The following is a 23,555-nucleotide window of genomic DNA, read 5'->3' as shown; positions in this document are numbered from 1 at the left end:
CTGCTCTTGCTAGCCAGATAGCTTCTTGGACTTGCACGTACCCGACGCGCCCCTGGACCCTTATAGCCTGCCGCCGGGCGGCAGGCCCGAGGTTTTAAGCGGCTGCTTGTTCGAGCCCCGCGACGTTGGCGCGCATCGCGGAGCGAATCCCTACGTGCGAGGTCTTGCCCCGCCCAGTGATGGATTCGCACGCAGAGCGCTCAGCCGCGCCTCGGGCCTGACGGGGCCCGGCGGGAAGCCGAAGGCCAGGCTTGAGGGTGGCCGGGATATCTGCTTAGGCGGGACAGCCACGCCAATACCCCCTCCCTGCCAGCCAGGCAGCCCCGGCCACACCAAACATCATCCGCGCAGCGGATTCAAAACCAGAAAGATCGTGAAAAACACCAGGGTTTCCATAACACCCAGACCGCCCGCCCCACCGCGGGCGGTTCTCTTTTATTCCTCGCCCACTTTGCATAATTTCGAATAAGCAACGAAGAAATGCTTATTTTTGGAATAACGTCCATACAGATATCGTTTATTCGATTATATGAATTGGAATCCACGATGTCCGCGACACTCGCTCCGCCGCCCCGCCCTCCGCGCGTCCTGCCCGGCTTCAATCTATCGCTGGGCTTCACCGTCAGCTATCTATCGCTGCTGGTGCTGATCCCGCTGGCCGCGGTGGCCTTGCGCGCCGCCGGCCAGCCGCTGGAAAGCTTCTGGCAGGCCGCCGCCTCGCCCCATGTGCTCGCGTCCTACCGGCTCAGCTTCGGCATGGCGCTGGCCGCCGCCGCCATCAACACGGTGTTCGGCCTGCTGCTGGCCTGGTCGCTAGCGCGCTACCGCTTTCCCGGCAAGCGCCTGGTGGACGCGCTGGTGGACTTGCCCTTCGCGCTGCCCACCGCCGTCGCCGGCATCGCGCTGACCGCGCTGTACGCCGGCAACGGCTGGCTGGGGCAATACCTGGAGCCGCTGGGCGTCAAGGTGGCCTTCGGCCCGTTGGGCGTGCTGGTGGCGCTGGTGTTCATCGGCTTGCCCTTCGTGGTGCGCACCGTGCAGCCGGTGCTAGAAGATCTGGAGTCGGAGCTGGAAGAAGCCGCCGCCAGCCTGGGCGCGCGCCGCTGGCAGATTTTCCGCCACGTGATCCTGCCCACGCTGCAGCCGGCGCTGCTGACCGGCTTCGCGCTGGCCTTCGCCCGCGCGGTCGGCGAGTACGGCTCGGTGATCTTCATCGCCGGCAATGTGCCCATGGTGTCGGAAATCACCCCGCTGATGATCATCAGCAAACTGGAGCAGTTCGACTACGCCGGCGCCGCCGCCATCGCCAGCGTGATGCTGGCCGCGTCCTTCCTCTTGTTGCTGGCGATCAACGGCCTGCAGTTCTGGAGCGCGCGCCGCCACGGCCGCGCGGGAGCCGCCCGATGAGCGCCGCCCTCACCCATCCGCGCCCGGCGGCGGACAAGACCGCTCAGCTGGAATCCCGCGCCGCCACCCGCGAGTCGCGCGCCGTCAAATGGACCATCCTGACGCTGTCGCTGGGCTTCTTCGCCGTATTCCTGCTCCTGCCGCTAATCGTCGTGTTCGCCGAGGCGCTGGCCAAAGGCTGGCGCACCTATCTGACCGCGCTGGCCGAGCCCGACGCGCTGGCGGCGGTGAGGCTGACGCTGCTGGCGGCGGCGGTATCGGTGCCGCTGAACCTGGCCTTCGGCATCGCCGCCGCCTGGGCGGTCACCCGCTTCGACTTCCGCGGCAAGCAGCTGCTGATCACGCTGATCGACCTGCCGTTCTCGGTGTCGCCGGTCGTCGCCGGCCTGATCTTCGTGCTGGTGTTCGGCCAGCAGGGCTGGCTGGGGCCATGGCTGGCGGAATACGGGATCAAGATCATTTTCTCCGTGCCCGGCATCGTGCTGGCCACGCTGTTCGTCACCGTGCCCTTTGTCGCCCGCGAGCTGATCCCGCTGATGGAAGCCCAGGGCCGAGAGGAAGAAGAGGCCGCGGTGGTGCTGGGCGCGCGCGGCTGGCAGGTGCTGTGGCACATCACTCTGCCCAATGTGCGCTGGGCGCTGCTGTACGGCGTGATTCTCAGCAACGCGCGGGCGATGGGCGAGTTCGGCGCGGTGTCGGTGGTGTCCGGCCACATCCGAGGCGAGACCAATACCCTGCCTTTGCACGTGGAAATCCTCTACAACGAGTACAATTTCGCCGCGGCCTTCGCCGTGGCGTCCCTGCTGGCCTTGCTGGCCCTGGTCACGCTGGCGCTGAAGAGCTGGGTGGAATGGCGCAGCGTCAAGGAAAACTGAGATGAGCATACAAGTAGAAAACATCCGCAAGGCCTTCGGCGACTTCGCCGCGCTGGACGACGTCAGCCTGAACTTCCCCGGCGGCGAGCTGGTGGCGCTGCTGGGCCCGTCCGGCTGCGGCAAAACCACGCTGCTGCGCATCATCGCCGGCCTGGAGCAGGCCGACGCCGGCCGCGTGCTGCTGGACGGACAGGACGCCTCCGCCACCCACGTGCGCGAGCGCCAGGTGGGCTTCGTGTTCCAGCACTACGCGCTGTTCCGCCACATGAGCGTGTTCGACAACGTCGCCTTCGGCCTCAGGATGAAGCCACGCCGCGAGCGCCCGTCCGAGGCCGAGATCGCGCGCAAGGTGCACGCGCTGCTGGACCTGGTGCAGCTGGACTGGCTGGCCGACCGCCTGCCGGCCCAGTTGTCCGGCGGACAGCGCCAGCGCATCGCCCTGGCCCGCGCGCTGGCGGTGGAGCCGCGCGTGTTGCTGCTGGACGAACCCTTCGGCGCGCTGGACGCCAAGGTTCGCAAGGAATTGCGCCGCTGGCTGCGCAAGCTACACGACGAGCTGCACATCACCTCGATCTTCGTCACCCACGACCAGGAGGAAGCGCTGGAAGTGGCGGACCGGGTAGTGCTGATGAACCACGGCAAGGTGGAACAGATCGGTTCGCCGGCCGAAGTCTACGCCCGCCCCGCCAGCGCCTTCGTCTACGGTTTCCTGGGCAGCGCCAACCGCATCCGCGGCGTCAGCCGCGACGGCGCCATCGCGGTGGACGGCCATATGCTGGACGCCGAACACCAGCTGCCGCTCGGCCAGACGGTGGAGGCCTTCATCCGCCCACACGACCTGTCCATCGAGCCGGATCAGGACGGCGCCGGCCTGCCCGCGCGGGTGCTGCGGGTACTGACCTTGGGCGGCCTGTCCCGCATCGAGCTGGAAGGCCGCGGCGAGCTGGCCGGACTGGCTTTCGACGCCGAGCTGCCCGCCGACGCGCCGCTGCTGGAAACGCTGGCCGCCGGCCAGGACGTGCGGCTGCGCGCGCGCGCCGCCCGCGTATTCGCCGCGGACGCGCAAGGAGGCGGGGCATGAATTTCCAACAACTGCGCATCATCCGCGAAACCGTGCGCCAGGGCTTCAACCTGACCGAGGTGGCCAACGCGCTGTTCACCTCCCAGTCCGGCGTCAGCAAACATATAAAAGACCTGGAGGACGAATTGGGCGTGGAGCTGTTCATCCGCAAGGGCAAGCGCTTCCTGGGCCTGACCGACCCCGGCAAGGAGCTGCTGACCATCGTCGAGCGCATGCTGCTGGACGCCGGCAACATCAAGCGGCTGGCCCAGCAGTTCAGCCTGCGCGACGAAGGCCAGCTGACCATCGCCACCACCCACACCCAGGCGCGCTACGCGCTGCCGCAGGTGGTGACCGCGTTCAAGCGCGCCTTCCCGCGCGTGCACCTGGTGTTGCACCAGGCCAGCCCGGCCGAGCTGGTCAAATTGCTGCTGGAGGGCGAGGCCGACATCGGCATCGCCACCGAGGCGGTGGCGGAGGTGGCCGATCTGGTCTCCTTCCCCTACTACAGCTGGCACCACTGCGTGATCGCCCCGCCCGAACATCCGCTGCACCGCGAGCCGCTGACGCTGGACGCCTTGGCCGAGCACCCCATCGTCACCTACCACCACGGCTTCACCGGCCGCGCCAATATCGATGACGCCTTCGCCGAGGCCGGCCTGGCGCCCGACATCGTGATGGCGGCGCTGGACGCCGACGTGATCAAGACCTATGTCGAGCTGGAGCTGGGCGTGGGCATCGTCGCCTCGATGGCGGTAGACCCGCGCCGCGACGCCGGCGTCAAGGTAGTGGAAGGCCCGCCGCTGTTCGGCCGCCAGACCAGCCGCATCGCCATCCGCCGCGGCCATTACCTGCGCAGTTACGCCTACCGTTTCCTGGAGCTGTGCGCGCCGGCGCTGAGCGAAGCCAGCGTGCGCCAGGCGCTGAGCCCGGCGACGCAGGAATAGCCCGCCCTCGCCTCACTCCAGCCGCAACAGGCGCTCGGTGCCGGCGCGCGTCTGCGCCAGCGCCTGCTCGGCCCGCATCCGCATGCCCGCCTCGTAGCGGGCCACCGCCGGCTCGACGCCATCCTCCGCCAAGCATCTCGCCAGCATGGCGGCGTCGGCCAAGGCGGTGTTGGCGCCCACCCCGCCGGCCGGGCTCATCGCATGTATGGCGTCGCCCAGCGCCGTCAGCCTCCCCGCGCGCCAAACCGGCACGCCGGCCGCCATCCGCGCCTCCCGCCCCAGGATGGAAGCCGGCGCGGAGCGCGCCAGCAAGCCCGACAAGCTGGGATGCCAGTCTCTGCACACGGCCTGGAGCCGCTGGCGCAAACCCTCCTCGTCCCCATCCGGCCCCAATGGACCGCCAAGGCGTTCCGTCCGCCCGAACAAGGCCCAATACAGATAGTCCCCGGGCTCGCTGAGCCGGCAGCCCGGCGCGTGCCGGTCGGCCAGTTCGGCCATCCCCGCGCGAAACCGCATGGGCTCGACCACCAGGGTGCAACCATCGGCGAACGCCACGGTCGGCCCCGCCAACATGACAGGCTCCAGCGCGCCGGCATCCGCCAGAGGGACCTTGCCATAGATGTTCAGCGCGCCGATCGACTCCGGCTCCGCCTGCGGCAGCCACTGCCGGCGCAAGGCCGAGCGCAGGCCATCGGCCGCCACCGCGAGATCGCCGCGGAAAACGCGTCCATCCTCGCAATGGACGGCAATGCCGTCTCCTTCCCGCTCGCAGCGCGTCGCCCGGCATCCCCAGCGGATCTGCGGCGCCAGTCCATGGCTCAAGATATCGCGCAACACTTGCCGGTCCGCGCTCATATCGCCATCCGGCTCTCCTTCGACGGCGTTTTCCCGCCAGCTGTCCGGCCGGCGCTCCCGCAACGGCCGCAACTGCGCATCGACGAAGCGCCCAGAGCCGCTCACCGCGCAGCTGGCCTGAAACAAGGCGAAGCTGCCTGTCGGCAGGCAGTCGCGCAAGGCCTGTTGCCCCATGGCGTCTATCCGCAAGCGATAGCCTTGCCCCCTTATCCATGGCCCGGCATCCGCTTCCAGCACCTCGAACGCGATGCCGGCCCTGGCCAAGCCCTGCGCCAGGCACAAGCCGCCGACGCCTGCGCCCACGATAATGATTCGGCTCATTCCACACACTCCCTATCGATGAGAATCGCGCAATCTTCTGAAACGGCAGATGCCGCTCCAGCCGCGCCCATCATTGTCCAATGAGCCGGCCAAGCCTCAATAACGGCATATGGACAAAAAATAGTGAATAATGGCCATCATGAAAGCGACCGCCTCCTCCATGGACCACAGCGAATGGCTGGCAGGCCCGGACCTGATCGCGCTGGGCGGCCGAGACGAAGCCAACAGCGAATTCCGGCTGGGCAGCCGGGAATACGGCTGGCACCAGCACGCGCGCGCCCAACTGATGTGCGTGGAAAATGGACTGATCCATGTCGAGACCCCGGACGGATCATGGCTGCTGCCGCCCCAGCGCGCCGGCTATCTGCCGCCGGGCACGCCGCACCGCGTCCGCATCAATGGCGCGCTCAGCGGCTGGAGCGTCTACTTGCTGCCTGGCTGCTGCGGCGGCTTGCCTCCCCGTCCTTGCGTGCTGGCCATCTCGCCGCTGCTGCAGGCGTTGGTGCGGCGGGCCGCCTCGTGGCCGCCATCCGCGCCGCGCTCGCCGGAGCAGCAACGCATCGCCGCGGTGACGCTCGATGAAATCCGCCAGGCGCGGCATGAAGACCTGCATCTGCCCATGCCCTCCGATCCGCGCCTGCGACGGATCGCCCAGGCGATTCTGGCCGACCCCGCCGGCCAGCGCTCGATAGAGGAATGGGCCCGGATAGGCGCATTGTCCGGCCGCAGCCTGCGCCGGCTGATGCGGGACGATGCCGGCATGAGCTTCTCGCGCTGGCGCCAGCAGGCGCAACTGATCTGGGCGATGGAGAAACTGGCCGCGGGGATGTCCGTCGCCCAAGCGTCCGATGCGCTGGGCTACGCGTCGCCGAGCAATTTCATCGCCATGTTCCGGCGCGCCATGGGCGCCACGCCCGCCCAATACCTGTCCCTCGCGCGGAAATGAACGCCGCGCCCAACTCATCCTGTGACTCCGGAAAGGACTGCTATGCTGTAAACAGTCCGGCCGGTCGAGCGGACACGCGCTGGCGAAAAGCGCCAAGCCCGACAGCGGCTTGGCCCCCAAAGAGGCAAGCCGCCAGTCTGAGCGTTTTCCCGATGCGCCCGCCGCGGGCGTCACAGGAGAAGCGGGGTCATGCGTGGATACCATGCCGCCGCCGGATATCGCCGGCGGACGCTGTCTTTCGTGCTGGCTGGAGGATTGCTGGCGTCGGCCTCGGCCCGCGCCGATGAGCCGGGATTCAACGAGTTGGCAGGAATGTCGCTGGAGCAACTGGCCAATCTCCAGATCACCTCGGTTTCCCGCGCCTCCGAACGGTTGTCGGATGCGCCGGCGTCCGTTTACGTCATCACCGCCGACGACATCCGCCGCGCCGGGGTCGCCACCTTGCCGGAAGCGCTGCGGCTGGCGCCCAATCTGCAGGTGGCCCAGATCAACGCCAGCCAGTACGCCATTTCTTCGCGCGGCTTCAATTCCATCACCTCCAACAAGCTGCAAGTCTTGATAGACGGCCGCGTGGTCTACACCCCGCTTTACTCCGGCGTGTTCTGGGACGCCCAGGACATGCCGCTGGACGACGTGGAGCGCATCGAGGTGATCAGCGGCCCCGCCAGCACGCTGTGGGGCGGCAACGCGGTCAACGGCGCGATCAATGTGATCACCAAGAAAGCGGGCGATACCCAAGGCGGCCTCGCCAGCCTCGACGCCGGCAACCGGGAGCGCGGCGGCGGCGTCCGCTACGGCGCCAAGCTGGGCGAAGACAGCGCGTTCCGTGTTTACGCCAAGACTCAGGACTTCCCCCACACCGACCTGGTCAACGGGCAATCGGCGCAGGACGCCTGGAGACGCGACCAGGCTGGCTTTCGCGCCGATTTCAACCGCGGCGGCCGCGCGGCCACCGTCCAGGGCGACTTGTACCGGGAAAAGGTGGATCAGGCGGGCCCCGCCGACCAGCGCCACTCCGGCGCCAACCTGCTGGGCCGCTGGCAGCAGCCGCTTGGCGATGGCGGCGCGACGCTGCAGCTGCAAGGCTATCTGGACCATACCGAAAGGCTGAACCCCGGCGTGTTCGGCGAGGTTTTGGACACCATCAACCTGGAGGCGCAGCACTCCCTGCCCTGGAGCGACGGCCGGCAGCTGGTCTGGGGCGGCGGCTACCGCTACGCCGACGACAAGGTCAGCAATCTGTCGACGCAACTCGCCTTTCTCCCCTCCCGCGCCAAGCTGCACTGGGGCAATCTGTTCGCGCAATGGGAGAAGCCCTTCTCCAGCGACTGGAAGCTGATCGCCGGCGCGCGGCTGGAGCACAACAATTTCACCGGCTTCGAGTTCATGCCCAATCTGCGGCTGAGCTGGAAGCCCGCTGGCGACCGGTTGGTCTGGGCGGCCTTGACCCGCTCCGCGCGCGTGCCCTCCCGGCTGGACGACAATTTCTACATCGATGCCCCCGGCTACCATATCGTCAGCGGCGGCTTCCAATCCGAAATCGCGCGCACGCTGGAACTGGGCTACCGCTCGCAAATCGGCGCCGGCGGCAGCTATTCCGTCACCGCGTTCAACAGCCTGTACGACAAGCTGCGCAGCGTAGACCCGATAACCGGCGGTTACACGCTGGGCAACAGCATCAACGGCCGGACGATGGGTCTGGAAAGCTGGGCCAGCTATCGCTTCAATCCTGCCTGGCGGCTCGCCGCCGGCTTGGCGCTGATGCACGAATCCTTCACCGGCAGCACCGCGCAATCGCCCCCCGGCAATGATCCGCGCGCGCAATGGTCGCTGCGGCCAAGCTGGCAAATTTCCGAACACAGGCAATTGAGCGCCGCGCTGCGCCACGTCGGCGCGCTGCAAACCTTCGGCAGCGGCGTCAAAGTGGATGGCTATACCGTGGTCGATGCCAGCTACAACTGGCAGGCCACCCGCGCCGTCACCCTGACGCTGGCGCTGGACAATCTGTTCGACCGCCGCCACGTCGAATACGCCAGCTCCGCCTCCGCCGCCCCGGTGGAAATCGGCCGCGCCGGCACCATGCGGCTGAAAGTGGCGTTCTGATGGCCGCGGCCTTCTCCTTTCGCCCCGCGCTCCGACGCTTGCTCATCGCGTTCTCGTTGCTGTTCGCGCCGCTATTCGCCTCTGCCGACGACCCCTCCATCGAATATCCGGTCAAAGCCGCCTACCTGCTGCGCTTCACCGACTACGTGGAATGGCCGGCCGCGTCGTTTCCGCAGGCGGACACGCCGCTGGTCATCGCCGTATTGGGATCGGACCGTTTCGCCCAGACGCTGGGCCAGCTGCTGGCCGGCCGCAGTTATCACCAGCACGCCTTCAGGATCCGAACGGTCAAGCCCGGCGACAACCTGGACGGCGTGCAAATGTTGTTTGTCAGCCAGCAGGCCCAATCCGCCTTCCATCGGATAGCCGGCGGACTGGACGACAAACCGGTGCTCACCATCACCGAGGCGGCCGGCGACATGCCGCCCGGCAGCGTGATCAATTTCGTCAAGACAGATAACCGCGTCGGCTTCGTGATTTCGCTGGCCAATGCCCGCCGCGTCAACCTGAAGCTGAGCTCCCGTCTGCTGAGCGTGGCGATGCGGGTAGAGGGAGGCTAGCTTTATGAAGCTGTTCGAGGGTTTTCACAGCATACGCAGCAAGATGATGTTGATGGTTCTGGTCGCCAACTGCTGCGCGCTGCTGCTGGCGGGCGGCGCGCTGATGTACGACGAGGCCCAGGAGTCGAAGGAAACGCTGGCCAACGCCCTGCAGACCCAGGCCGACATCGTGGGCCGCAGCATCGTCGCCGCGCTGCAATTCGGCGACAACCGCGCCGCCACCGAGAATCTGGCCTTGCTGGGCGCCGAGCCCAGCATTCTTGAAGCCGCCGTCTATACCAGCAAGGGCGCGCTATTCGCGCGTTACCAGCGTCCCGGCGAGCATGCCAAGGCAGTGCCGCCGATGCCGGACGCTGAGGGCGTGCGGCTGGATGGGGCACTGGCCTACCAGACCAAGCGCATCGTATCCAACCACGAAGTGCTGGGCTGGGTGTATCTGGTTGCCCGCAACAATATCTCCCAGCGCATGTGGGACTACTTCCTGGTGCTGTGCGCGGCGGTGCTGGGCAGCATGGCGCTGGCGCTGGCCATCGCCTCTCGCTTGCAACAGTGGATCACCAAGCCGCTGCTTTCCATGACCGATGTGGCGCGCCAAGTGATGGAGGAGCGCAATTTCACGCTGCGGGCGGACAAATACACCGACGACGAGGTCGGCTATCTGGTGGACGCGTTCAACGACATGCTGGCCGAAATTGGCCGCCGCACCGACGACCTGGAAGCGTCCAAGCTCGATCTGGAGCGGGAGATATCCGAACGCCGCGACATCCAGAAATCGCTGCAGATGAGCGAGCTGCGCAACCGCTCGCTGGTCAGCGCCATGTCCACCGTCATCCTCAACTGCGGCCCGGGCGGCGGCTTCGTCAATGAACAGCCGTCCTGGCAGTCCTATACCGGCCAGAACAAAGAGGCGTATCTGGGCGTGGGCTGGCGCCAGGCCTTTCATCCGGACGACCAGCCTACGCTGGACCGCTCCTGGTCGCTGGCGATCAATCGCCCCGAATCCTTCGAGCTGGAGCTGCGGCTGTGGCATGCCGCCTACGACCGCTACCGGGTCGTCATCATCCGCATGGTGCCGCTGACCAGCGACGACGGCCATGCCAGCGAATGGGTGGGCGCGATGCGCGACGTCGACGACCGCCGCGCGGCAGAGCGAGAGGTGATGCAGCTGAACGAAGCGCTCGAGCAAAGAGTGCAGGAGCGCACCGCGCAGCTGGAGCAAGCCAACGGCGAACTGGTGGCCCGCACCGAAGAGGCGGAATCCGCCAACCGCGCCAAGGCGGACTTCCTGGCCAATATGAGCCATGAAATCCGCACGCCGATGAACGCTGTGCTGGGACTGGCCTACCTGCTGGAGCAGGGGCCGCTGGACCATGATTCGCTGGATCTGGTGCGCAAGATACGCGGCGCCGGCCGCTCGCTGCAATCCATCATCAACGACATTCTGGATTTCTCCAAGATAGAGGCCAACCGGCTGGAGATAGAGCACGCGCCGTTCACCCTGGACGAGGTGCTGAACAACCTGGCCACCATCATGGGCACCAATGTCGGCAACAAGGACCTGGAAGTGGCGGTGGCCACCGCGCCGCATCTGATCCGCCATTTGGTGGGCGACGCGCTGCGGCTGGAACAGGTGCTGATCAATCTGGCCGGCAACGCGATCAAGTTCACCGAGCGCGGCTCCGTGCAGGTGCGGGTGGACGAGATTTCGCGCGAGCCCAAGCGCTCGCTGATGCGTTTCTCTGTGCGCGACACCGGCATCGGCATCCCGCCGGAGAAGCAGGCGCAGATCTTCAACGCCTTCTCCCAGGCCGATAGTTCCACCACCCGCCGCTTCGGCGGCACCGGTCTGGGCCTGACCATCTGCCGCCACCTGGTCAGCCGCATGGGCGGCGAAATCGGCGTGATCAGCACCCCGGGCGAAGGCAGCGAGTTCTGGTTCACGCTGCCGCTGGAGCATGCGCCCGTGGCCGACCACGCGCTGCCGGCCACCGCAGAGCTTGATATTCTGGTGGTGGACGACAGCGAAGTGGCGCGCGAAAGCTTGAACCAGACTGCGGAATCGATAGGCTGGAAAACCACCACCGTGGAATCCGGCGACAAGGCCGTCGCCCAGGTGCTGAGCCGGCTGGAGCGCGACGAGGCCTACGACCTAGTGCTGGTGGATTGGCGCATGCCCGGCATGGACGGCATGGATACCACAAAAAAGATCCGGGAGCTGCTGCATCAGAAAAACTGGCCCATCATCATCATGGTCACCGCCTTCTCTCGCGAGGAGCTGCTCAAGCAAACCGACATCCGCCTGGTCGACGCGGTGCTGTGCAAGCCGGTGACCAGCTCCAACCTGTACGACGCGGTGGCCGAGATCATGCATCGCCGCGCGCCGGAGCAAAGCCAGGCGGTGCCCGCCATCGGCCGCCCCACCATTCCCGGCGTGCGGGTGCTGGTGGTGGACGACAGCGAAATCAACCGCGAGGTCGCCCAGCGCATCCTGCACACCGCCGGCGCCAGCGTGGAGCTCGCCTCGGACGGCAAGGACGCGGTGGAGTGGCTGCGAGCCCACCCGGACGGCGTCGACATTGTGCTGATGGACGTGCAGATGCCCGGCATGGACGGCTACGAGGCGACGCGGGCGATACGCGCCATCCCGTCCATCGCCGGCCTGCCTGTGGTGGCGCTGACCGCCGGCGCCTTCAAGGCCGAGCAGGACGCCGCCCGCGCCGCCGGCATGGACGACTTCGTCGCCAAGCCTTTCGACGTCGGCGTGCTGATCCGCACCATCCAGCAGCTCGCCGGAGCCAAGGACGACGTCCCGCCCGCGCCATCGCCGCCTCCCGCGGCCGCCTTCGGCACACTGCCCGGCATAGACCTGACCCAGGCGTCGCAAATCTGGCTGGACCAGGAGTCGTTTCACCGCGTGCTGAGCAAGTTCGAAGCCAAATACGGCGACTGCATCCAGCAATTCAACGAGCTGAACAGGGAGCATGACGATGCCGCCGCCGCCGCGCTGGCCCACAAAATCAAGGGCGCCGCCGGCAACCTGGCGCTGACCGATGTGGCCAGGCTGGCCGGGGAAATCGAGCTGGCTTTCCTGAACCAGCACGATCCTCAGGATATCCTGCTGCAACTGCAGGTCACGCTGGACGTGGCGCGCAAGAGCATAGAAGAGTTGTGCGGCCGCACGGACGACGCGATTCGCCAAGCCGGACAAGATGAAATCCGCCCCGCCAACCTGCTGCCGCTGCTGCGCCAGATGCTCCAAGCGCTGGACTCCGACAGCCTGGAGGAAATCGAACCCGCCTTCGCTCAATTGACCTTCATCCTCCCTGTTGAATCCTTGCAAGGCATGCGGCAGGCGATAGAAGACTTCAGTTTCCGCATCGCCGAGAATCTGCTGCACCAGCTGGCGGCCGGCTACGGCCTGACGCTGAAAGGATAAGCCCATGGCGACTGCCTCCATCCTCATCGTCGACGACGAATCCACCAATCTGCTGGCGCTCAAGCAGATACTGGAAGGCGAATACCGGCTGATCTTCGCCAAGAGCGGTCTGGAAGCGCTGGCCGCCGCGGAAAAACACAAACCGGCGCTGTTGCTGCTGGACGTGCAGATGCCGGATCTGGACGGCTACGCGGTATGCCGCCGGCTGAAGGCCAACCCCGATACCGAGGGCATCTCCGTCATCTTCATCACCGGGCTGAACGAAACCGGCAACGAAGCCGAAGGCTTCGCCGCCGGCTGCGTCGACTACATCGTCAAGCCGGTGTCGGCCGCCATCGTCCGCGCCCGGGTGCGCAACCACCTGTCGCTGGTGCGCGCCACCTCGCTGATGAAGAGCCACCGCGACGCCATCCACATGCTTGGCGCCGCCGGCCATTACAACGACACCGACACCGGCGTCCACATCTGGCGAATGGCCGCCTACGCCAAGGCGCTGGCGAAGGAGGTGGGTTGGGAAGACGAACAGTGCAATTTGCTGGAATTGGCGGCGCCGATGCACGACACCGGCAAGATAGGCATTCCGGACTCAGTGCTGCGCAAGCCTGGCCCGCTGACGAACGAAGAATGGAAAGTCATGCGGCAACATACCCGCATCGGCTACGAAATCCTGAACAAGAGCGATGCGCCGCTGTTCCAGCTCGCCGCCGTCATCGCGCTGCGCCATCACGAGAAATGGGACGGCGGCGGCTACCCGGACGGATTGGCCGGCGACGCGATACCGGAAGCCGCCCGCATCGTCGCGGTGGCTGATGTGTTCGACTCGCTGTCGATGAAACGGCCCTACAAGGAGCCGTGGCCGCTAGAGCAAGTGGTGGACGCGCTGGAGCAAGGCCGGGGCAACCACTTCGAACCCCGGCTGGTCGACCATTTCAAGACCATCCTGCCGGAAATCCTGCAGATTCAAACCCATTGGCGGCAAAGCGAGCAGCCTGCCGCCATCATCCACTGAGCGCGCGGATCAGGGTTTCTGCTTGTGCATCATGATCTGCAGAATCTGGGTGTCGGTCTGCGCCATGCCCTGGGTCGCCAGTTGGCCCAGGTTGGCGATGGACACGTCCACGTCATTGGCGACGATGCCCTCATTGCCGGTGACTCGGGTGCCGTCCAGCGCCATCAGCACCGCCTTGTAGCCGGAACCGGCCGAGGTGGACACCTTCATCGCGCAGCTGTTGGACGCGCCGTCGCAAATCATGCCGGCCAAGTCGCCTATCATGCTGGAGATCGCCATGCTGACCGCCGGATAGCCGCCATTCAACAGCTGCGCCATGCCGGCGGCCGCGCCCATCGACGCGGTGGTCACCGCGCACAGCGCGGACAGCTTGGGCAAGCGGGTATGGATATAGACGGCGATCAGGTGCGACAGCGCCAGCGCGCGGGTCAGGGCTTCCCGGTCCGCCTTGACATGCTCCGCCACCACCACCACCGGCATGGTGGCGGCGATGCCCTGGTTGCCGGAGCCGGAATTGCTCATCGCCGGCAGCTTGGCGCCGCCCATGCGCGCGTCGGATGCCGCGGTGGTGCGGGTGAGGATCCGGGACAACAGGCCTTCCGACAGCAGACCCGCCTCGATCTGCCGCTGCAGCGTGGCGCCGATATGCAGGCCGTACTTGCCGCTCATTCCCTCGTCGGCCAACGCGCTGTTCAGCACCGCCGCATCATGAATGAAGGCGATCATCTCCAATGGCGCGCGCATCGCGAAATCGTAGACGTCGCGCGCGGTGGCATCGCCCAACTCGTAAGTTTCCACCGGCTTGGCGTCGGCGGCGTCGCGCTTGAGCAAGGTCTCGCCATTGCGCTCGATCAGCACCACGTTGGTATGCGCGTCAGCGATGGCGACGCGGACATAGTCGTCGCCGCTGCGGACGCAGGCCTCGGCGTACAGGATGTTGGGCACGGCGGCCACGCCCAGCTTCACCCTGCCGTCGGCCAGCATGCGCTTGCCCTCGGCCACCTGCTGCACCGTCAGGCTTTTCAGCACTTCAAGCTTGGCGTCCGGATCGCCGCCCAGCGCGCCGACGGCCGCGGCGATGGGCAGTCCCACAGTGCCGGTGCCGGGCACCGTCACGCCCATGCCGTTCTTCATCAGGTTGGCCGATACCTGCGCGTCGATGCGCTCCGGCGTCTTGCCCAGATGGCGAGTGGCCAGCGCGGACGCCAGCGCCAGCGAGATCGGTTCGGTACAGCCCAAGGCCGGCACCACTTCCTGCTTCAAGGCCTTGACGAATTCCGGCCACAACCTAACTTCACGTTCAGACATGCTCACTCCGCCACACATAACAAATTGATATAAGCAAATAACTTTACATTTACTTTACCATCAACTTGCCAGCTTGTGCGCTTAAAAAACAGGCAATCTGCGCACAGTCAAGCGCTCGTGGTCAAAACTGTCTAGCTGCCGGCATCCGCGCGCTCAACAGCCAGGCCAGCGCAGCCAACGCCGCGCCGCCGTAAAAGGTCGCCGCCGCGCCCCAGGTTTGCCACAGCGCGCCGGCCAGCGCGCTGGCCAGCAAGGCGGCCGCGCCGCAAGCCAGATTGAACAGGCCAAACGCCGTTCCCGCCAGCCCCTCCGGCGCGCGTTCGGCCACCAGAGACGACAGCAAACCCTGGCTGCAGCCCATATGCAGGCCCCACAGGCCGGCGCCCGCCAACAGCCAGAACGCGCCGGTCGCCCGCCCCAGGCAAACGTCGGCGGCGATCAGCAACAGCAACGACATCCGCAGCAAGCGGGAACGGCTGAAGCCATCTGACAAGCGGCCAAGCGGATAGGCGCTGAGCGCATAGCTGGCCGACATCGCCGCCATCGTCAGCGGCCCCCAGGACAGCGGCAGGCCAAGCTGCGCGGCGCGCAACACCAGAAAAGCCTCGCTGAAACGCGCCAGCGTGAACACCGCTCCCAACGCCAGCGCGCTCCAGAACGCCGGCTCGAAGCAGGACAAGGCATCGCGCGTGAATGCCGCCCGCCGCGCGCGCGCTTCCACACGCACGGCCGGCTCCCGCACCCAGAGCGCGATGGCCGCCACCGCCAGCGCCGCCGGCGGCAGCGACCACCACAATGCTCCGCGGATATCGTCGCGATGCAACGCCAGCAGCGCCATCGCGAACAAAGGCCCCAACACTGCGCCCACTGTGTCCATGCTCTGGCGCAAACCGAAAGCCGCGCCGCGTATTTCGGCCGGCGCGATGTCGGCGATCAAGGCGTCGCGCGGCGCGCCGCGCACGCCTTTGCCGATGCGATCGACAACGCGGGCAAGCAATACGGCTGACGCGGAGTACGCTAGTGGAAACAGGGGCTTGGACAGAGCCGCCAGGCCATACCCCAGCATCAGCAAGGGTTTGCGCCGCCCGAGCCAATCGCTTAGCGGACCGGAAAACACTTTGCAGATCAGCGCCGTGGCTTCGGCCACGCCTTCAATCGCCCCGATCAGCCAGACCGGCGCGGCCAAGGCGCCGACCAGGAACAAGGGCAACAGACAGTGCGCAAGCTCGGATGACACATCCATCAGCAGGCTGACCGCGCCCAGGACCCAAACGCCGCGCGGGATGGCGGCGGAAGCGGAAAACGGCGGCATGCGATCCCCCACTCGCGCGAACGCCGCCCAAAACGGGCGGCGAAAGGCTCCCGCCGCAAAATCCTGTCCGCGACGGCTCGTCAATCGAGTGTAGAACGGCCGAACCTCGACGGCAAAACGCCGAGCGTCCCGCAGGCCTAGCCGCGTATCCAGCCTGCCGCGATGGGCCTCGCCAGCAATCGGCGATACAACGCCTCCAGGCCGGAGGTCCAATTTCGCCCCAGCCTGTTCCATGCCGGCGACAAGACCGCGAACCAACCGATGGCGACCAGCAACGCGCCCAGCATATCCAGCGGGAAATGCACGCCGAGAAATACGCGGGACCACGCCACCGCCGCCCCGGCGGCGGCCAGCAGCCATCCCCAGCCGCGCGCCGGGCTGAAATGCCAGCACAGCGCCATCATCGCGAAGATGGTGCCGTGATTGCTTGGAAAAGAAGGCGTGGCGTCATGGACCAGGAACACATGGCCCAGCGGAATGGCGAATGGGCGAGGATGGGGCCAGGCCAGGCCGATCAGCCAATTTCCCAGCAAGGCCGCGCCTGTCAGCGCCACCGATTTCAGCGCGCTGTCGCGCAGCTCGGGCCGCCACAGCCACAGCGCCGCCAACCACAGTGGCAGCAGACGCAGCAGATCCTGGGCGATGAAGGTGGCCAGCTTGAGGGCAAGGGCGGGAGTTTCCGGCGTGGCGTTGATCAACAGAAACAGCGTTTGATTCAGGAGTTCGACTTGAGGCATCGGCTAGCAATCATGAGCGCCGGACAAGGCGCGATAACTTATCAATAGGTCTGACATATTAAAACCATGCCGGCGCCTTTTGTTCCCATTGCGCAAAAAATACTGACGGCATTGCCCTCCCAGCGACGCTTGCCGGCCATCCCAAAGAACAGCGCCGCGCCTGCCAGGATGCCTGCTCGTGCTTCCATCCCGATTGGCGTCGATATCGGCGCCGAGAACCTGGAGATGCCGACATGAGTGAGTCGCCCGCCTACCTTGACAAGCCGCATTGCGCGCCCGCCCCGCCCTCGCGCCAGATCCTCGGCGCCGACGGGTTCCGCGCCACCTTGCGCCAAGCGCTGCGACGGGAGCATGGTTTGATTCCTCCCCTGCTCGCCGCCCGCTTCTCGCTGAAGCCTGGCGCCCATCGTCCGGCGGCCGCGCTGCTGGAGGCGGCTGTCGCGGCCCAATTCCGCCGCATGAGCCTGGCGGCCTGCCTGCTTCGCTCCGCCGGAGAGAGCCCATGCCTGACGGATCGCGGCTTTCTGCCCGACTACCCCGAATCGCTGCCGCTGTCCGCAGCGCACGCTCCTCCGCTGGGCATAGAGCGCTTCGCGCCCAGACTGTTGCGCGAAACGCTGTTGCCGCATCTATCGCCCCCCGATGGCGCGCCCGGACCTTACCGCTCGCTGCGCCGCCGGCTGGAAAGCGGCGACGCCGCCATCGTCCTGGCCGCGAGCGGCAATCAGGCGCTGGCCGCGCTGGAGCGGCCTAGCGGACGAGACGCTCTTCTGGCCGATGAGCTCTCTGACTTCGCCAGCCATCAGCAGGACCGGGATTTCGATCATGACGGCGTGTGGGCGATGCCCGCAAACGCAAGCATCCTGCACCATTCCGCCTCCAGCGCGGAGCGCAAATTGCTGACCCGGTTCGCGGCTTGCTACGCCCGCATGCTGAGCGCGCTGGAACCAGTCCTCGGCGACAGCCGCCTGCTGCTGGAGCAGGCAGAGGGGCCGCTGTTCGACCTCAGACTGCTGGCCGCCGGCCTGATGAACCCCGCGGCATTCTCGCCGGTGTCTGGATCCAACTCCCCGCCTCTAGGCTTGTGCTTTGTCCGCCCAAAACCTGAAGCCTTCAGGGCAACGCAAAAAGCCCGCATGCGAACATGCGGGCTTTTCTAAAATTCCTGGCTCCCCGAGCAGGGCTCGAACCTGCGACCTGCGGATTAACAGTCCGTCGCTCTACCAACTGAGCTATCAGGGAACATCAGAGAAAGCGATGATAAATCTATTTTCCCGCGGCGTCAACACCAAGAAACAGGGAAAGGGCTCCCCGCCCTATCCCTCTCTCCCCACGGATCAACCGTTGCGGGTTTCCACCTGCACCAGTTGCGCCGGCGCTGCGGCCTCCACCGCCGCTGCCGCCACGTCGCGGCGGCGCGGGCCATGCGGCACCATCGGTTCAGCGGCAGGTTCAACCTGATTGGATGCCGGCTTGGTAGCCACCATCACCAGGCCGCCCAGATCCAGCTGCTTGCTCTCTTCGGCGGCAGGCTTGGTCTCGACCGGAACTATGATCGCCTCGGCTTCAACCTCGGCCGCCGGCGCTTGCACCGCAACTGCCTCGACAACCGCTTCGACCGGCTCGGCCACGGCCACGACCACAGCCTCGGCTTGAGGCGCGAGCTCGGCGACGACCGGCTCCGTTTCGGCAACTTGAACCTGCGCCGGAACCTGTTCCTGCTCGACCGCCGCAGGGACGACAGCTTCCGCTTCCCTCATGGGCTCAACCGCGGCAACAGGCGCCTCCACGACCGCCTCGGCTACGACCTCCGCCTGGACTGGCGCGACATCGGCCAGCTGCGGCTTGGACTCCGCCGCCTCCACCGCAGTCTCCACCGCCACGGCGGCGGCCGCTGCCGCTGCCGGCTCCGAGGAAGCCTCGGCGATGCCTTCCTGTTGAGCGTCCGGCGCATCGCGGCGGCGATCGCGGCGGCTGCGGCGGCGGCGGCGTTCGCCGCGCTCCTGCTGCTCGGCCTGCTCGCCCTCCAGCCCTTCCGCTCGCCATTCGTCCTGAACCGTCGGCTTTTCAGCCTCGACCGGCGTGGCTGCCGCCGGCGGTTGCTGACGACGGCGCGGCTCCTGCTGCGGCTTGTCCTGCTTGTCAGCGACTACGCGCTCCTCGCGCGGCGCCTGCTCGCGAACTTCCTTGGCCTCGCGCGGCTCGCGGGCCTCGCGTTCGCGGCGGCGGTTGCCGCGCGGCTCGCGCGGCTGCTCATTGCGCTCTTCGCGGTCGCGGCTCGGCGCCTCCTTTCGTTCGGCGCGCTCGCCGTCCTTGCGTTCGTCCTGGCGGCGCGGCTTGACCTCGTCCTGCTGGACATGGCGGCGCTGCTCGTGCTCGCGGCGGGCCTGGCCGCCGGCGCGGCGCTCTTGCTGACGCTGGCGATTGCCGCGCTGCTCGTTGCCGCGGGAGGAGGATTGGGCCGGCTTCTTCTTGGCGTCCTGGGCCGGCGCTTGCTCCGGCTCGGCGAACAGACCCTTGAACCAGGAAGCGATGCCTGCGAACAAGCCCGTCTGGACCGCCGGCTTAGCCGCCGCGGCGCTGACGCTCGGCGCCGGCTGCTGCGGCGTGATGCCCTTGACTGCGGCCTCTTGACGCTCCACCTTCGGCTTTTCCTGGCCGAAGTTGGTGATCACATCTTCCTCCTGCACTTCGACTCGGGTGTAGCTCGGCGCTTCGCCCAGTTCGGCCACATCGTCGTGGCGCACGCGCACGATCTTGTAGTGCGGGGTTTCCAGGTGGATGTTCGGAATCAGCACGACGTCGACATCCAGACGCTCTTCGATCGAGTGGATCTCGGCGCGCTTCTCGTTCAGCAGGAAGGTGGCCACATCCACCGGCACCTGCGCGTGGACCGCGCCGGTATTTTCCTTCATCGCCTCTTCCTGAATGATGCGCAGGATGTGCAGCGCCGACGATTCGGTGCCGCGGATGAAACCGATGCCGTGGCAACGCGGACATGGCTCGTGGCTGGTCTCGCCCAAAGACGGCTGCAGACGCTGGCGGGACAGCTCCAGCAGGCCGAAGCGGGAAAGCTTGCCCATCTGCACGCGGGCGCGGTCGTGCTTCAGAACGTCGCGCAGGCGGTTTTCCACGTCGCGCTGGTTCTTCGGGTTCTCCATGTCGATGAAGTCGATCACCACCAGGCCGCCCAGGTCGCGCAGGCGCAGCTGGCGGGCGATTTCTTCCGCCGCTTCCAGGTTGGTCTTGACCGCGGTTTCCTCGATGTCGGCGCCCTTGGTGGCGCGAGCCGAGTTCACGTCGATGGAGACCAGCGCTTCGGTGTGGTCGATCACGATGGCGCCGCCGGACGGCAGCTGCACACTGCGCGAGAAGGCGGTTTCGATCTGGTGTTCGATCTGGAAACGGGAGAACAGCGGCACATGATCCTTGTACACCTTCACACGCGACAGCATGTTCGGCATCACATGGCTCATGAACTGGCGGGCCTGATCGTGGATTTCCTCGGTGTCGATCAGCACTTCGCCGATGTCCGGATGGAAATAGTCGCGAATCGCGCGGATCACCAGGCTGCCTTCCTGCAGGATCAGGAACGGCGCGGACTGCGCGCCGGCGGCGCCCTCGATGGCGCGCCACAGCTGCATCAGGTAGCCGAGGTCCCACTGCAGCTCTTCCAGATTGCGGCCGATGCCGGCGGTGCGCGCGATCAGGCTCATGCCGTGCGGCACTTCCAGCTGGCCCAACAGATCCTTCAGTTCCTGGCGCTCTTCGCCCTCGATGCGGCGCGATACGCCGCCGCCGCGCGGGTTGTTCGGCATCAGCACCAGGTAACGGCCGGCCAGGCTGATGTAGGTGGTCAGCGCCGCGCCCTTGTTGCCGCGCTCGTCCTTCTCCACCTGCACCACCACTTCCATGCCTTCGCGCAACACATCCTGAATGCGCGGACGGCCGCCTTCATAGCCCTGGAAATAGGAGCGTGACACCTCCTTGAACGGCAAGAAGCCGTGGCGTTCGGTGCCGTAATCGACAAAGCAGGCTTCCAGCGAGGGCTCGATGCGGGTGATCACGCCCTTGTAGATGTTGCCCTTGCGCTGCTCCTTGCCTACGGTCTCGATATCGAGGTCGACAAGCTTCTGCCCATCGACGATGGCGACGCGCAGCTCTTCAGCCTGCGTCGCGTTGAACAACATACGTTTCATTTACATTCCTTGCGCAGCACTCACGCAAGGACGCAGCCAGTATTTGACGGCCCAGTGACTAAGATGGGCGCTTTCCGAAAGAAGTGTCGAGGTAAAGATCGAGAAAAACAGGTTTGCTATGAAAGCCGACTTCCTGATTTGGGTCACATGCAGCCCCGCGATTCTGTGCGCAACCGGCGCATCGGCGTTGTCGCCGATCCCGCCGACACGGCGGGACAAACATTGCAGGACGGCTGGCATGCCGGGTCAAACTTCGCTGCGAAATCTCCCGACTGGCTTGGCATCGAGAGAGGGAATACTCGTGAGTGCGTTATGCGTATAAATGCATTACCATCGCTACTTTTCGGTGAGCGAGTTAACCTTGGCCGCGGCTGCTGTGAATGGCATCAGGCCAGGAGTTGGCTCCTGCCGGCCATTCCGGATTGCCGCGGCAGCATCACGCGAAACTAGCCGTGATCTTGGTTTTCCGACTGCCGCCCGCACGGGGTGCCACGCACCGCGGACAGCCCCACAAGTATAAGCAATATGACAGACATTCGCAAAGATTCCGTAACCTTCCTCGAAGTGGGCGCGGAAGACGCCGGCCAACGGCTGGACAATTATCTGCAGCGCCTGCTCAAGGGCGTGCCCAAGAGCCACATCTACCGCATCCTGCGCTCCGGAGAGGTCAGAGTGAACAAGGGCCGCGTCGACGCCAGCTACCGCGTGGCGGAGGGCGACACCCTGCGCATCCCGCCGATCCGCATCGCCGAGCGCGCGGAAAAAAACGTGCCCGCCGCCACCTTCCCGGTAGTCTATGAGGACGATGCGCTGCTGGTGATCAACAAGCCCGCCGGCGTCGCCGTGCATGGCGGCAGCGGCGTATCCTTCGGCGTGATCGAACAACTGCGCCGCGCCCACCCGGACTGGCGCTACCTGGAACTGGTGCACCGGCTGGACCGCGAGACCTCCGGCTTGTTGATGCTGGCCAAGAAACGCTCCGCGCTGACCAAGCTGCACGACATGATGCGCGACAACGTGCCGGACAAGCGCTATCTGGCGCTGGCCGCCGGCCTGTGGCCTGAAAACGTCAAGCAGGTGAAGCTGCCACTCTTCAAGTTTCATACGCCAGACGGCGAACGGCGGGTGAAGATCGCTGAAGGCGACGACGGCCAGTACGCCCACACCAACTTCGCCATCCAGCAGCGCTACACTGAATTCACGCTGATGGAAGCGCACCTTCGCACCGGCCGCACCCACCAGATCCGGGTGCACATGCAGGCCAACGGCTGCGCCATCGCCGGCGACGAAAAGTACGGCGATTTCGCGCTCAACAAAGAGCTGGCCCGCCGCGGCCTGAAACGGATGTTCCTGCACGCGAAAAGCCTGACCCTGCCGCATCCGCTGACCGGCGCGCCGCTGAAGCTGGAGGCGCCGCTGCCGGCGGAGCTGCAGAAGTTCCTGAAAACTCTGGAGCCGCGCTGATGCGAGAATTCGACCTGGTAGTATTCGACTGGGACGGCACGCTGATGGATTCCACCGCCCACATCGTGAACGCCATTCAGCAGGCCTGCCGGGAACTGGCGCTGCCCGTTCCGGGCCGCGAGGCCGCCAGCCACGTGATCGGCCTGCGCCTGGCGGAGGCGATGGGGCAATTCTGCCCTGGCGAACACGCCGGCAAGCTGCCCGCGCTGGTCGACGCCTTCCGCCGCCACTACCAGGCCGACCTGGACCGCGTCACGCTGTTCGACGCCGCCCGCGGCACGCTGGACGCCATCCGCGCCAAGGGCGTCTTCGTCGCCATCGCCACCGGCAGCAGCCGCGCCGGCTTGGAGCGCGCGCTGGCCGCCGCCGGCATAGCCGAGCTGTTCGACGCCACCCGCACCGTCGACGAATGCCACTCCAAGCCGCACCCGGACATGCTGCTGCAACTGACCGACTTCTTCGGCGTGGCCGCCGAGCGCGCCGTAATGGTGGGCGACACCAGCCACGACCTGCTGATGGCCAGCCATGCCGGCTGCCACGGCGTCGGCATCAGCCACGGCGCACACGACTGCGCGGAGCTTACCCGCTGCCAGCCGCGCTCCATCGTCCACTCCCTGCCCGAACTGTCCTCATGGCTGCTCCCCAGGCTAGGCTGATCTGCGCCTCCAGCCTCCTGCTCGACGGCGGCCGCGGCCACCGCTTTGAAATCGAACAGGCGGACGGCAGCCGCCTGCCCGCCTTCGTGGTGCGCTATCAGGGGCAGCCGCGCGCTTATCTGAACCGCTGCCGCCACATCCCGGTGGAGCTGGACCTGCAGGATGGCAATCTGTTCGACCTCTCTGGCCACTACCTGATCTGCAGCATGCACGGCGCTCGCTATCGCCCCGACACCGGCTACTGCACCTGGGGACCCTGCCGAGGCCAATTTCTGGCCGCGCTCGACGTGTTCGAACGCGACGGCCAGGTCTGGCTGAATGTCATGCCCGCCTGATTTTTGCTAGACTCACGGGATTATC

18 protein-coding genes and 1 tRNA gene are annotated in these 23,555 nt (G+C 66.3%); 13 read left to right on the top strand and 6 right to left on the bottom strand.

Translation table 11 applies throughout. From position 1 onward, the window contains the following. Positions 1 to 546: 546 nt before the first annotated feature. Genes cysT through DK842_RS16325 form a run of 4 tightly spaced genes read left to right on the top strand, consistent with a single transcriptional unit; the run spans position 547 to position 4,289 of the window. Complete coding sequence (gene cysT / locus DK842_RS16340) at positions 547 to 1,407, top strand: sulfate ABC transporter permease subunit CysT (RefSeq protein ID WP_114062405.1); 861 nt, start codon at positions 547 to 549, stop codon at positions 1,405 to 1,407. Beyond that, positions 1,404 to 2,282, top strand: coding sequence for a sulfate ABC transporter permease subunit CysW (gene cysW / locus DK842_RS16335; RefSeq protein WP_114062404.1), 879 nt, complete (start codon positions 1,404 to 1,406; stop codon positions 2,280 to 2,282). Before cysT ends, cysW begins: the two co-directional genes overlap by 4 nt. A 1-nt stretch (position 2,283) precedes the next feature. Beyond that, positions 2,284 to 3,363 (top strand): sulfate/molybdate ABC transporter ATP-binding protein, encoded by a 1,080-nt coding sequence (locus DK842_RS16330; RefSeq protein WP_114062403.1) that lies wholly within the window; start codon positions 2,284 to 2,286, stop codon positions 3,361 to 3,363. Further along, entirely contained in the window at positions 3,360 to 4,289 is a 930-nt protein-coding gene (locus DK842_RS16325; RefSeq protein ID WP_114062402.1) for a CysB family HTH-type transcriptional regulator, read from the top strand. Before DK842_RS16330 ends, DK842_RS16325 begins: the two co-directional genes overlap by 4 nt. Before the next feature lie 12 nt (positions 4,290 to 4,301). Here DK842_RS16325 and DK842_RS16320 read toward each other — a convergent pair whose 3' ends face one another. Beyond that, positions 4,302 to 5,465, bottom strand: coding sequence for an FAD-dependent oxidoreductase (locus DK842_RS16320; protein ID WP_114062401.1), 1,164 nt, complete (start codon positions 5,463 to 5,465; stop codon positions 4,302 to 4,304). 139 nt (positions 5,466 to 5,604) lie between these two features. Between DK842_RS16320 and DK842_RS16315 the strand changes: the two genes are divergently transcribed. From DK842_RS16315 to DK842_RS16295, 5 genes are all read left to right on the top strand, one after another. Next, positions 5,605 to 6,411: an AraC family transcriptional regulator gene (locus DK842_RS16315; RefSeq protein ID WP_232538504.1), complete on the top strand. Its 807-nt coding sequence runs from the start codon at positions 5,605 to 5,607 to the stop codon at positions 6,409 to 6,411. A gap of 189 nt (positions 6,412 to 6,600) precedes the next feature. After that, positions 6,601 to 8,514 (top strand): TonB-dependent receptor plug domain-containing protein, encoded by a 1,914-nt coding sequence (locus DK842_RS16310; protein WP_114062399.1) that lies wholly within the window; start codon positions 6,601 to 6,603, stop codon positions 8,512 to 8,514. Continuing rightward, complete coding sequence (locus DK842_RS16305) at positions 8,514 to 9,074, top strand: YfiR family protein (RefSeq protein WP_168191939.1); 561 nt, start codon at positions 8,514 to 8,516, stop codon at positions 9,072 to 9,074. Before DK842_RS16310 ends, DK842_RS16305 begins: the two co-directional genes overlap by 1 nt. A gap of 4 nt (positions 9,075 to 9,078) precedes the next feature. After that, positions 9,079 to 12,510: a response regulator gene (locus DK842_RS16300; RefSeq protein ID WP_114062397.1), complete on the top strand. Its 3,432-nt coding sequence runs from the start codon at positions 9,079 to 9,081 to the stop codon at positions 12,508 to 12,510. A gap of 4 nt (positions 12,511 to 12,514) precedes the next feature. Beyond that, a complete protein-coding gene (locus tag DK842_RS16295) occupies positions 12,515 to 13,519 on the top strand; it encodes a response regulator (protein ID WP_114062396.1) in 1,005 nt (334 codons plus the stop codon). 9 nt (positions 13,520 to 13,528) lie between these two features. Here the strand turns inward: DK842_RS16295 and DK842_RS16290 are convergent, their stop codons facing one another. The 3 genes from DK842_RS16290 to DK842_RS16280 all read right to left on the bottom strand — a co-directional run bounded on the left by DK842_RS16290 (position 13,529) and on the right by DK842_RS16280 (position 16,876). After that, entirely contained in the window at positions 13,529 to 14,827 is a 1,299-nt protein-coding gene (locus DK842_RS16290) for an L-cysteine desulfidase family protein (protein ID WP_114062395.1), read from the bottom strand. Between the two features lie 121 nt (positions 14,828 to 14,948). Then, entirely contained in the window at positions 14,949 to 16,139 is a 1,191-nt protein-coding gene (locus DK842_RS16285) for an MFS transporter (protein WP_114062394.1), read from the bottom strand. 137 nt (positions 16,140 to 16,276) lie between these two features. Further along, a complete protein-coding gene (locus tag DK842_RS16280; RefSeq protein WP_114062393.1) occupies positions 16,277 to 16,876 on the bottom strand; it encodes a phosphatase PAP2 family protein in 600 nt (199 codons plus the stop codon). A 233-nt stretch (positions 16,877 to 17,109) separates the two neighbouring features. Between DK842_RS16280 and DK842_RS16275 the strand changes: the two genes are divergently transcribed. Beyond that, positions 17,110 to 18,036, top strand: a complete 927-nt coding sequence (locus DK842_RS16275) for a ferritin-like domain-containing protein (RefSeq protein ID WP_114062392.1) — start codon at positions 17,110 to 17,112, stop codon at positions 18,034 to 18,036. Positions 18,037 to 18,042: 6 nt separating this feature from the next. Here DK842_RS16275 and DK842_RS16270 read toward each other — a convergent pair. Together DK842_RS16270 and DK842_RS16265 are read right to left on the bottom strand one after the other, a co-directional pair. Next, positions 18,043 to 18,118 (bottom strand) — tRNA-Asn (locus DK842_RS16270). A gap of 95 nt (positions 18,119 to 18,213) precedes the next feature. Further along, entirely contained in the window at positions 18,214 to 21,075 is a 2,862-nt protein-coding gene (locus tag DK842_RS16265; protein ID WP_114062391.1) for an Rne/Rng family ribonuclease, read from the bottom strand. A gap of 525 nt (positions 21,076 to 21,600) precedes the next feature. Between DK842_RS16265 and DK842_RS16255 the strand changes: the two genes are divergently transcribed. Genes DK842_RS16255 through DK842_RS16245 form a run of 3 tightly spaced genes read left to right on the top strand, consistent with a single transcriptional unit; the run spans position 21,601 to position 23,530 of the window. Continuing rightward, entirely contained in the window at positions 21,601 to 22,539 is a 939-nt protein-coding gene (locus DK842_RS16255) for an RluA family pseudouridine synthase (RefSeq protein WP_114062389.1), read from the top strand. Beyond that, positions 22,539 to 23,195, top strand: a complete 657-nt coding sequence (locus tag DK842_RS16250; RefSeq protein WP_114062388.1) for an HAD family hydrolase — start codon at positions 22,539 to 22,541, stop codon at positions 23,193 to 23,195. Before DK842_RS16255 ends, DK842_RS16250 begins: the two co-directional genes overlap by 1 nt. Next, positions 23,171 to 23,530, top strand: a complete 360-nt coding sequence (locus tag DK842_RS16245) for a Rieske (2Fe-2S) protein (protein WP_114062387.1) — start codon at positions 23,171 to 23,173, stop codon at positions 23,528 to 23,530. Before DK842_RS16250 ends, DK842_RS16245 begins: the two co-directional genes overlap by 25 nt. Positions 23,531 to 23,555: the final 25 nt, after the last annotated feature.

The organism is Chromobacterium phragmitis, assembly GCF_003325475.1.
GTDB lineage: Bacteria > Pseudomonadota > Gammaproteobacteria > Burkholderiales > Chromobacteriaceae > Chromobacterium > Chromobacterium phragmitis.
Note: the sequence above shows the minus strand (reverse complement) of the source record. Positions and strands in the feature narration are given on the sequence as shown.

Bases quoted from the DNA above. Each gene is read 5' to 3' on its own strand.
- cysT (WP_114062405.1), top strand. From the start codon at position 547: ATGTCCGCGACACTCGCTCCGCCGCCCCGCCCTCCGCGCGTCCTGCCC.
- cysW (WP_114062404.1), top strand. From the start codon at position 1,404: ATGAGCGCCGCCCTCACCCATCCGCGCCCGGCGGCGGACAAGACCGCT.
- DK842_RS16330 (WP_114062403.1), top strand. From the start codon at position 2,284: ATGAGCATACAAGTAGAAAACATCCGCAAGGCCTTCGGCGACTTCGCC.
- DK842_RS16325 (WP_114062402.1), top strand. From the start codon at position 3,360: ATGAATTTCCAACAACTGCGCATCATCCGCGAAACCGTGCGCCAGGGC.
- DK842_RS16320 (WP_114062401.1), bottom strand. From the start codon at position 5,465: ATGAGCCGAATCATTATCGTGGGCGCAGGCGTCGGCGGCTTGTGCCTG.
- DK842_RS16315 (WP_232538504.1), top strand. From the start codon at position 5,605: ATGAAAGCGACCGCCTCCTCCATGGACCACAGCGAATGGCTGGCAGGC.
- DK842_RS16310 (WP_114062399.1), top strand. From the start codon at position 6,601: ATGCGTGGATACCATGCCGCCGCCGGATATCGCCGGCGGACGCTGTCT.
- DK842_RS16305 (WP_168191939.1), top strand. From the start codon at position 8,514: ATGGCCGCGGCCTTCTCCTTTCGCCCCGCGCTCCGACGCTTGCTCATC.
- DK842_RS16300 (WP_114062397.1), top strand. From the start codon at position 9,079: ATGAAGCTGTTCGAGGGTTTTCACAGCATACGCAGCAAGATGATGTTG.
- DK842_RS16295 (WP_114062396.1), top strand. From the start codon at position 12,515: ATGGCGACTGCCTCCATCCTCATCGTCGACGACGAATCCACCAATCTG.
- DK842_RS16290 (WP_114062395.1), bottom strand. From the start codon at position 14,827: ATGTCTGAACGTGAAGTTAGGTTGTGGCCGGAATTCGTCAAGGCCTTG.
- DK842_RS16285 (WP_114062394.1), bottom strand. From the start codon at position 16,139: ATGCCGCCGTTTTCCGCTTCCGCCGCCATCCCGCGCGGCGTTTGGGTC.
- DK842_RS16280 (WP_114062393.1), bottom strand. From the start codon at position 16,876: ATGCCTCAAGTCGAACTCCTGAATCAAACGCTGTTTCTGTTGATCAAC.
- DK842_RS16275 (WP_114062392.1), top strand. From the start codon at position 17,110: ATGAGTGAGTCGCCCGCCTACCTTGACAAGCCGCATTGCGCGCCCGCC.
- DK842_RS16265 (WP_114062391.1), bottom strand. From the start codon at position 21,075: ATGAAACGTATGTTGTTCAACGCGACGCAGGCTGAAGAGCTGCGCGTC.
- DK842_RS16255 (WP_114062389.1), top strand. From the start codon at position 21,601: ATGACAGACATTCGCAAAGATTCCGTAACCTTCCTCGAAGTGGGCGCG.
- DK842_RS16250 (WP_114062388.1), top strand. From the start codon at position 22,539: ATGCGAGAATTCGACCTGGTAGTATTCGACTGGGACGGCACGCTGATG.
- DK842_RS16245 (WP_114062387.1), top strand. From the start codon at position 23,171: ATGGCTGCTCCCCAGGCTAGGCTGATCTGCGCCTCCAGCCTCCTGCTC.